The 7128-nt window shown below is 57.7% G+C and carries 7 protein-coding genes; 5 read left to right on the plus strand and 2 right to left on the minus strand.

Annotated features, from left to right (window positions below; genetic code table 11):
* Positions 1-71: 71 nt before the first annotated feature.
* The 3 genes from BLT77_RS11865 to BLT77_RS11875 are packed head-to-tail and all read left to right on the plus strand — an operon-like array spanning position 72 to position 1982.
* Positions 72-560 carry a hypothetical protein gene (locus BLT77_RS11865; RefSeq protein ID WP_090365481.1) on the plus strand — a complete coding sequence of 163 codons (489 nt, stop codon included), beginning with the start codon at positions 72-74 and terminating at the stop codon, positions 558-560.
* A gap of 31 nt (positions 561-591) precedes the next feature.
* Positions 592-1089: an ATP-dependent zinc protease family protein gene (locus BLT77_RS11870; RefSeq protein WP_090365482.1), complete on the plus strand. Its 498-nt coding sequence runs from the start codon at positions 592-594 to the stop codon at positions 1087-1089.
* Positions 1089-1982: an EamA family transporter gene (locus BLT77_RS11875; protein WP_090365483.1), complete on the plus strand. Its 894-nt coding sequence runs from the start codon at positions 1089-1091 to the stop codon at positions 1980-1982. Before BLT77_RS11870 ends, BLT77_RS11875 begins: the two co-directional genes overlap by 1 nt.
* Positions 1983-2056: 74 nt before the next feature.
* On the opposite strand, the gene BLT77_RS11880 is transcribed toward BLT77_RS11875, so the two are convergent.
* Both BLT77_RS11880 and dmeF read right to left on the minus strand, forming a co-directional pair.
* On the minus strand, positions 2057-3247 hold the full coding sequence (locus BLT77_RS11880) for a class I SAM-dependent methyltransferase (RefSeq protein ID WP_090365484.1): 1191 nt from the start codon (positions 3245-3247) through the stop codon (positions 2057-2059).
* 170 nt (positions 3248-3417) lie between these two features.
* Entirely contained in the window at positions 3418-4416 is a 999-nt protein-coding gene (dmeF, locus tag BLT77_RS11885) for a CDF family Co(II)/Ni(II) efflux transporter DmeF (RefSeq protein ID WP_143026626.1), read from the minus strand.
* A gap of 257 nt (positions 4417-4673) precedes the next feature.
* Here dmeF and BLT77_RS11890 point away from each other — a divergent pair, with 257 nt between their 5' ends.
* On the plus strand, positions 4674-5447 hold the full coding sequence (locus BLT77_RS11890) for a methyltransferase domain-containing protein (protein ID WP_090365486.1): 774 nt from the start codon (positions 4674-4676) through the stop codon (positions 5445-5447).
* A gap of 134 nt (positions 5448-5581) precedes the next feature.
* Positions 5582-6829, plus strand: coding sequence for a peptidoglycan DD-metalloendopeptidase family protein (locus tag BLT77_RS11895; RefSeq protein WP_176819300.1), 1248 nt, complete (start codon positions 5582-5584; stop codon positions 6827-6829).
* Positions 6830-7128 lie beyond the last annotated feature (299 nt).

A 7128-nucleotide genomic window follows, 5' to 3' on the forward strand; every position in this document is an offset into this window, starting at 1 on the left:
GCTCCGCCGTACTGGTGTTGTCAGCGCCGCCCTTGTAGGCTCAATCCACCCCTGTTCCAGAGTGGATAACTTTGCGCGAGACTCTGCTTACCGGCTTCATTTTGTGCGTTCTGACCCTATCAGTCCAGGCGTATGCCGAGCTGCCTGAAGCCGAATTTACCGATCAGTTCGGATACCCTTGCCACCTTGGCCAGGAGGTGACCTGGCTGTTGTTCGCCCACGACAAGGCGGGTTCGCACCTGGCCATGAAAGCGCTGGAGTCCACCGGTGCGCTGAGCGATCCCGACGGACGTTATCTGGTGGACACCAGTGCCATTCCCGGTTGGGTGGCAAGCTGGTTTGTGCTGCCGAAGTTGCGGGAGTTGCCCTATGCCGTTTGTCTGGACCCTCAGGGCGTGACTGCCGGGTTGTTGGCGGGTGAGCCCGGTGAGGTTCAGGTGTATCGCTTGCATCGGCGCCAGCCCCTACAGCAGCAGGGGTTTTCACGGTTGCCGGCGCTGGAGCGACACCTGAGGTTACTCATTGCCACAAGCCCCGAAGCCAAACCCTTGCTACAATAGCGCTTTTAAAGATTCAGGGTGCAGCAGCAATATGGCCAGATTCATCCAGGCGATAGTATTGGCATCGGTGGTATGGATGGTGGCCAGCCAGGGGCATGGCATGACAAAATCCATTGTCGGGCCGGTTGAGCATCTTACCTTGGGTAAGGCGTCGGTTCGTTATCTGGCCCGCATCGATACCGGTGCGGCCACCACCTCGTTGCACGCCGTCAACGTGCGAATCTCAGACTCTTCAGCTCGCGCCTCCGACAATATTGGCAAGGTGGTTCGATTTACCAGCCGCAATGAATTGGGGCAAGCCCAATCTCTGGCGGCGGTGGTGGTTGACGTTATCCGGGTTCGCAACGCTCAGGGAACCGAGTCCCGATATGTGGTGGAGTTGCCGTTAACCTTTAACGGGCATACTCGAGAGGTGCGGGTCAATCTCAGAGACAGAAGCCGAATGAAATATAAGTTGCTGCTGGGGCGTAACTGGCTCAGTGGCCATCATCTGGTGGACGTCGACCGTCGCCCGGCAGGAGAGGAGTGATGAACTACCTGGTTCTGGTTACTCTGTTGTGGGCCTTTTCTTTTAGCCTGATCGGTGAGTTCTTGGCGGGTCGGGTGGATCCCTGGTTTTCGGTTCTGGTTCGTATTGCTCTGGCGCTGGCGGTGATGCTGCCCTGGTTAAGACCTAGGCGGGTCTCTCTGCCCATGGCGGTGGTGTTGATGGCCATCGGCGCCTGCCAACTGGGGGCGATGTACGGTTTTTACTACCATTCGTTTGAATACCTGAGTGTGGCCGAAGTGCTGCTGTTTACCGTGATGACGCCGGTGTACGTCACTCTGTGGTATGACTTGCTCCATGGCCGCTTTTCTCCCTGGTACCTGTTGACGGCGGCCATCGCCGTGGCAGGTGCGGCGGTGATCAAATACGCATCGGTCAATCCCGATTTCTTACTGGGCTTTGCCATTGTCCAGGGCGCCAACCTCTGCTTTGCCATCGGCCAGGCCAGTTACAAATGGTGGATGGAGAAGCAGTCGCAGGCACTGCCTCAGCACCAGGTGTTTGCGTTTTTCTACGCCGGGGCCTTGCTGGTGGCGTTGCCGGCCTATTTGATGCAGGGGAACCCGGACCGATTACCCCAGACACCGGCCCAGTGGGCGGTGCTGCTGTGGCTGGGGGCCGTGGCGTCCGGGTTAGGCTACTTCCTGTGGAACCGGGGGGCGTGCCAGGTGGATGCCGGAGCGCTGGCCATTATGAACAACCTGCTGGTGCCAGCCGGACTGCTGGTGAACTTGTTGCTGTGGCAGCACAACCTGGAGTGGGGACGATTGATGGCCGGTGGTGCTCTTATCCTGGGTTCTTTGTGGTTGAACGAAGTCTGGGTCAAGCCCAGGGTTGAAGCCACCCGGGCGGTGCCGTCGCAGGGGCAAGGGTGAATCTTCGCCGCGGCTCAAGGCGATGAACGCAAACAGGGGCCGACCGGCCCCTGTTTGTGGTGTTGCAGCTGGGGTTACCAGACCCGTACTGCCAACCCTTTCAGGTAGAACCCTTCAGGAAATGCGCTGCCGATGGGATGATCCCCGGCCTGGCTCAGGCGCTCGATGATCTGAGCGTCCCGTCCGGCATCGATGGCGGCATCGGCGACAATCTTCTGGAACAGGTTGGATTCCATCAGGCCTGAGCAGGAATAGGTCAGCAGGGTACCACCGGGTTTTAGGATCTGCATGGCCACCATGTTGATGTCCTTGTAGCCCCGGCAGGCGCCCATCAGCTGCGCTTTGCTGTCGGCAAATTTAGGCGGATCCAGAATGATCACGTCAAACTGAACCCCTTGGTCCCGGTATTCCCGCAGCAGTTTGAATACATCCGCCTCGACAAACTCGGCCTTGGACAGATCCAGACCGTTGAGTTCGGCATTCTGTTTGGCCAGTGCCAGGGCAGGGGCGGAAACGTCGGCGTTGACTACGCGCGAGGCTCCGGCTTTCAGGGCGTAGGTACCGAAGCCACCGCTGTAGCTGAAGCAGTTCAGCACGCTGCGGTCTTTGACGTAACGGCTGGACGCCAGGCGGTTGTCCCGTTGATCCAGGTAGTAGCCTGTTTTGTGGCCGGTGACAACGTCTACCAGCAGTTTCAGGCCATTCTCCTTGATCGCCATCGGCTGGGGTGGCAGCTCCCCTTTTAGCAGGCCGGTGGTGGGCGCCAACCCCTCTTTCTTGCGCACGTCCACATCGGAACGCTCATAGATGGCGCACTCCGGGTACAGGTCACCCAGCACCTTAACCAGGGTGTCACGCCAGGCATCGGCGCCGGCGCTCAGCAGTTGGCACACCAGCACGTCATTAAAGCGATCGATGGTGATGCCGGGCAGACCGTCAGACTCGGCTGCGACCAGCCGGTAACCGCTGATCTCGTGTTCCCGGGGCAGGGCATCGCGTCCGGCCTGGGCTCGTTCTATACGGCGACGGAAGAATGACTCGTCAATGGTGTCATTGGCATCGAAGCTCCATAGCCGCACTCGAATCTGGGATTGTGGCGAGTAGGCCCCGCGCCCCAGCCAGCGCCCATCATGGGACAGCACCTCGACGGTGTCTCCCAGGCCGGGGTTGCCATTGACCTTCTTAATCCCTTTGGAGAATACCCAGGGGTGGCGACGCTGCAGGGATTTCTCCCGCCCTTTCACCAGCACGACGCTATTTTGCATAGTCATTTCCAAGATTTCATGATTGGCGCGGATTGTAGGTGCCATGGCTGGCTGAGGCAAGGCCGAAGGTGAAAACCTTCTGCTCTTCAGGCGGGTTTAATGCCAGAGAGGATGGCGGCAGTCTGTCACCGGGTGACGGACTGCCGCAGCTTGGCTTCGAGAGGCCAGACTCAATCCAGGCAGGGAGTGTCTTGGCAGTGATGCACCTCGACGGTGATGTGGCTCAGTTCCGGCAGATCCTTAAGCAGCTGCTTGTAGTGCTCGGGATCTTGTGGGTGGTGAGTCACCAGACTGATGATGGCGGCACTGTGGTGACCGCTGACCTTCCACAGGTGAAGATCGGCGATGCGGTTGTCCCGATCCGCCTCAATGCGGTGGCTGACTTTTTCCGCCAGGGTATCGTTGGGACAGCGATCCAGCAGGGTCGGGTAGGTGTCCTTGATCAGGCCCCAGCCCCAGCGGGTAATGATCACCGCGCCAACCACGCCCATGATCGGGTCCAGTCCTGGCATGTCGAAATAGCGTGCGGCCAGCAGGGCAAAGATGGCCGTCAGCGACGTCAGCGCATCGGCAATGACGTGCAGATAGGCGGCGTACAGGTTGTGGTCGTGGCTGTGGCCATGGCCGTGGGCATGATGATGGTCGTGATCATGATGGCTGTGGCCATGTGAATGGCCATGGCTGTGTCCGTGGGAGTGGCCATGGTGGTGATCATCTCCCTGGTGAAGCAGGTAGGCACAGACGACGTTTATGACCAGGCCGACAACGGCCACGATAAGGGCGTTGTTGTAGTCGATGGCCACAGGCTCGATCAGGCGCCAGATGGACTCGATGGCCATCATCGCAGCCACCAGCACCAGGGCGACTGCGCTGGTGAAGCCGGCCAGAATGTTGACTTTGCCGGAGCCAAAGCTGTAGCGGGCATCTTTGGCGGCTTTACGGGCAAAACTGTAGGCAAACAGGGTCAAACCGAATGCCGCCACGTGGGTGGCCATGTGCCAACCGTCGGCCAGCAGCGCCATGGAGCCGGTCAGGTAACCGGTGGCGATCTCAATTACCATCATGGCGGCGGTGATCAGTACGGCGTACAGGGTGCGTTTTTCGTTCTTTTCCTGCTGCTGGGCAAACTGGTGGTTGTGTTGCCAGCGATGGAGACTGTGACTGTGCATAGTAGTGAGAATCAGTTTTATTATGGTTTGCTAATTTTAGACAAGGTAGGACCGTAAAAACATGCGACAGGTCATATTTTTAACCCCATATTCACCATGGGTATACAAACAGATCCCCCTGAGCGTTGCTGCGGGGAGCGCTGTTCAGTTTTCATCCTGATGATGGCGCTTTGGCTCTTGAGCGCTTTACAGTTGCGGCGGGATAATGACAATGTGCGTTGGCACCCGTTGGGTCAACGATTCGGTAAGAGGCAGCAGTGGCAGACGTTAACTTTGACACCCGGGCATCAAAATTCGCCCGCAATATCTACGACAGCAGCAAAGGAAAGATCCGCGAAGCGGTGTTGATGCGAGAGTTAACCCAGCACATTTTGCCGCAGTTACCCGATGCCTGCCCGGTTCTCGATGCCGGAGGCGGTCAGGGCCAGTTGTCGTTGCAATTGGCCCAGCGCGGCCACTCCATACTGTTGTGCGATCTTTCCCGAGAGATGTTGTTGCAGGCGCAGAGCCGGGCCCAGGCGTTGGGAGTGACCGATCGTTTAATCACCCACCATAGCCCACTTCAAGAGTTGGGGAGCCGTGAGGGCGGACCCTATCCGCTGGTGTTGTGCCATGCGGTGATGGAGTGGTTGGAACAGCCGCAGCAGACCCTGATGGGGCTGCTTGAACAGGTGGCACCCGGTGGCTATTTGTCGCTGATGTTCTTTAACTATCGTGGTATGGAGATGCATAACCTGGTTGCCGGCAACTTCGATAATCTGGGTCATACCATGGTGCACGGTAAAAAGAAGGTCAAATTGGCGCCTAAGCATGGTTTTGACAATCAACAGGTGATTCAGTGGCTTACCGAGGCAGGAATGGTGCTGGAGCGGCAGGTGGGGGTCAGGGTGATTCATGATTACCTTAGGGACAAAGGCCGGCAGGAGCAATCGCTGCCACGACTGCTGGAGCTGGAGTTGGAGTATTCCGAAAAGCCGGTGTTTTGTGATTTGGGGCGCTACACTCATCTGACGCTGCGAAAGCCGGTTTAACTCACTTTTTTTTACTGAAATGGGAACCGTTTACTGTGTTCCCGGTCAGATCTTTGGTCATCCTTTTTGACATTGCCCAGGCAACGGGGCAATTTGTCCTGCAGATTTTACGAATTATCGTTATGGAGCGAGCCGTGCGACAGAAGTTACAGGCTTTGGATTTTCGCGCCATCCAGCCCTGGTGGCTGATGGCCGGCGCGCTGAGCATTGCCCTGTACGCACTGCTGCCCAGTTCTCAGCATGGTCAGATCATGTTGCCGGATCTCACCACCGAACCGGTGCCCGAACTGGTTAACTTCGACAGCGTCGCCCTGCCGGAAACACTCAGTTATGAGATTGCCAAAGGCGACAACCTCAGCCGTATCTTCTCTCTGATTGGTATCAGCCAAAAGCAGATGTACCAAGTGCTGGAAGCCGATTATTCGGTGCTTGCCCTCGACACTCTGAAAGTCGGTGACCGCCTCAACTTCTGGCTCGATGAAGCCGATAATGATCTGCAGAAACTGGAACTGGTGTTCAACCCGGCTCACAAGGTGCGGTTCACTCAGGTGGCGCCGGGAGAGTACGAGGTGGAAGAGATCCGCCTTGACGGCCAGTGGCTGTCCACCGGCATCCGTGGTGAGGTAAAAGGCAGCTTTGCCCGGGTGGCTCAGCAGGCGGGGCTGAATGCCAACGACGTGGCCGAGATTGAGAACCTGTTTAAGGATAAGTTGAATTTCCGCCGCGATCTGCGCGCCGGTGATCAGTTCGGGGTGGTGCGTCGCTCCCAGTTTGTGGATGACGTGGCTACCGGTAATCATGAGATTCTGGCCGTCAGCTTTGTGCTTAGGGGTAAAGAGGTGGACGCGTTCCGTCATATTGATGGTCAGTTCTACGATGCCGACGGGAACAGCCTGCAGCGAGCCTTCCTGGCGCGTCCCTTTAATGGGAAGTACCGTATCAGTGATCACTTCAACCGCCATCGCAAGCATCCGGTCACCGGGCGGGTAAAGCCGCATAATGGCACCGACTGGGCGCTGCCCGGCGGTACCCCTCTGCTGGCGGCGGGAGACGGGGTGGTGACCCGGGTGGAAAACCACCCCTATGCCGGTCGTTATGTGGTGATTGACCACGGTGGTCGATATCGGACCCGCTATCTTCACATGTCGAAGATTCAGGTTCGCAAAGGCCAGCGGGTCAGTCGTGGGCAGCGCATCGGCCTGTCTGGTGCCACCGGCCGGGTGACCGGTGCCCACTTGCACTATGAGTTCCACATTAATGGCCGTCCGGTGGATGCTCTGAAAGCCGATATTCCTATGGCCTCTTCGATGGCTAAAAAGGAGCGTCAGGCCTATTACGCCCAGGCGCATCAGTACCGCGAGATAATGGGAATCGTACAGTAACGGTTTTTTTTGAGACTTAACTAAGAGTGGCGATTGCCGCTCTTTTTGTTGGTGAGCGTTAAAACGGGGTGTGCTTTGCCATTGTTGCGCAGGCGAGAATCCAGCGTCTTTGATTTTGTCATTCTTGCGCAGGCGAGAATCCAGCGTCTTTGGACGTATCACCATTAAAGCCACTGGACCCTCGCGTTCGCAAGGGTGACGGGGGAGGGTGGTCGTGCACTGCGGAGTGCGGGTAACACCAAGCGTCAACTGATCTTCCGTCGTGCCCGCGGACGCGGGTACCCAGCGTCTTTGATTTT

The organism is Ferrimonas sediminum (assembly GCF_900100175.1).
In the GTDB taxonomy this organism is placed as follows: Bacteria; Pseudomonadota; Gammaproteobacteria; order Enterobacterales; family Shewanellaceae; genus Ferrimonas; species Ferrimonas sediminum.

Coding starts and splice junctions, on each gene's coding strand:
- BLT77_RS11870 (WP_090365482.1), top strand. CDS start 592: ATGGCCAGATTCATCCAGGCGATAGTATTGGCATCGGTGGTATGGATG.
- BLT77_RS11875 (WP_090365483.1), top strand. CDS start 1,089: ATGAACTACCTGGTTCTGGTTACTCTGTTGTGGGCCTTTTCTTTTAGC.
- BLT77_RS11880 (WP_090365484.1), bottom strand. CDS start 3,247: ATGCAAAATAGCGTCGTGCTGGTGAAAGGGCGGGAGAAATCCCTGCAG.
- dmeF (WP_143026626.1), bottom strand. CDS start 4,416: ATGCACAGTCACAGTCTCCATCGCTGGCAACACAACCACCAGTTTGCC.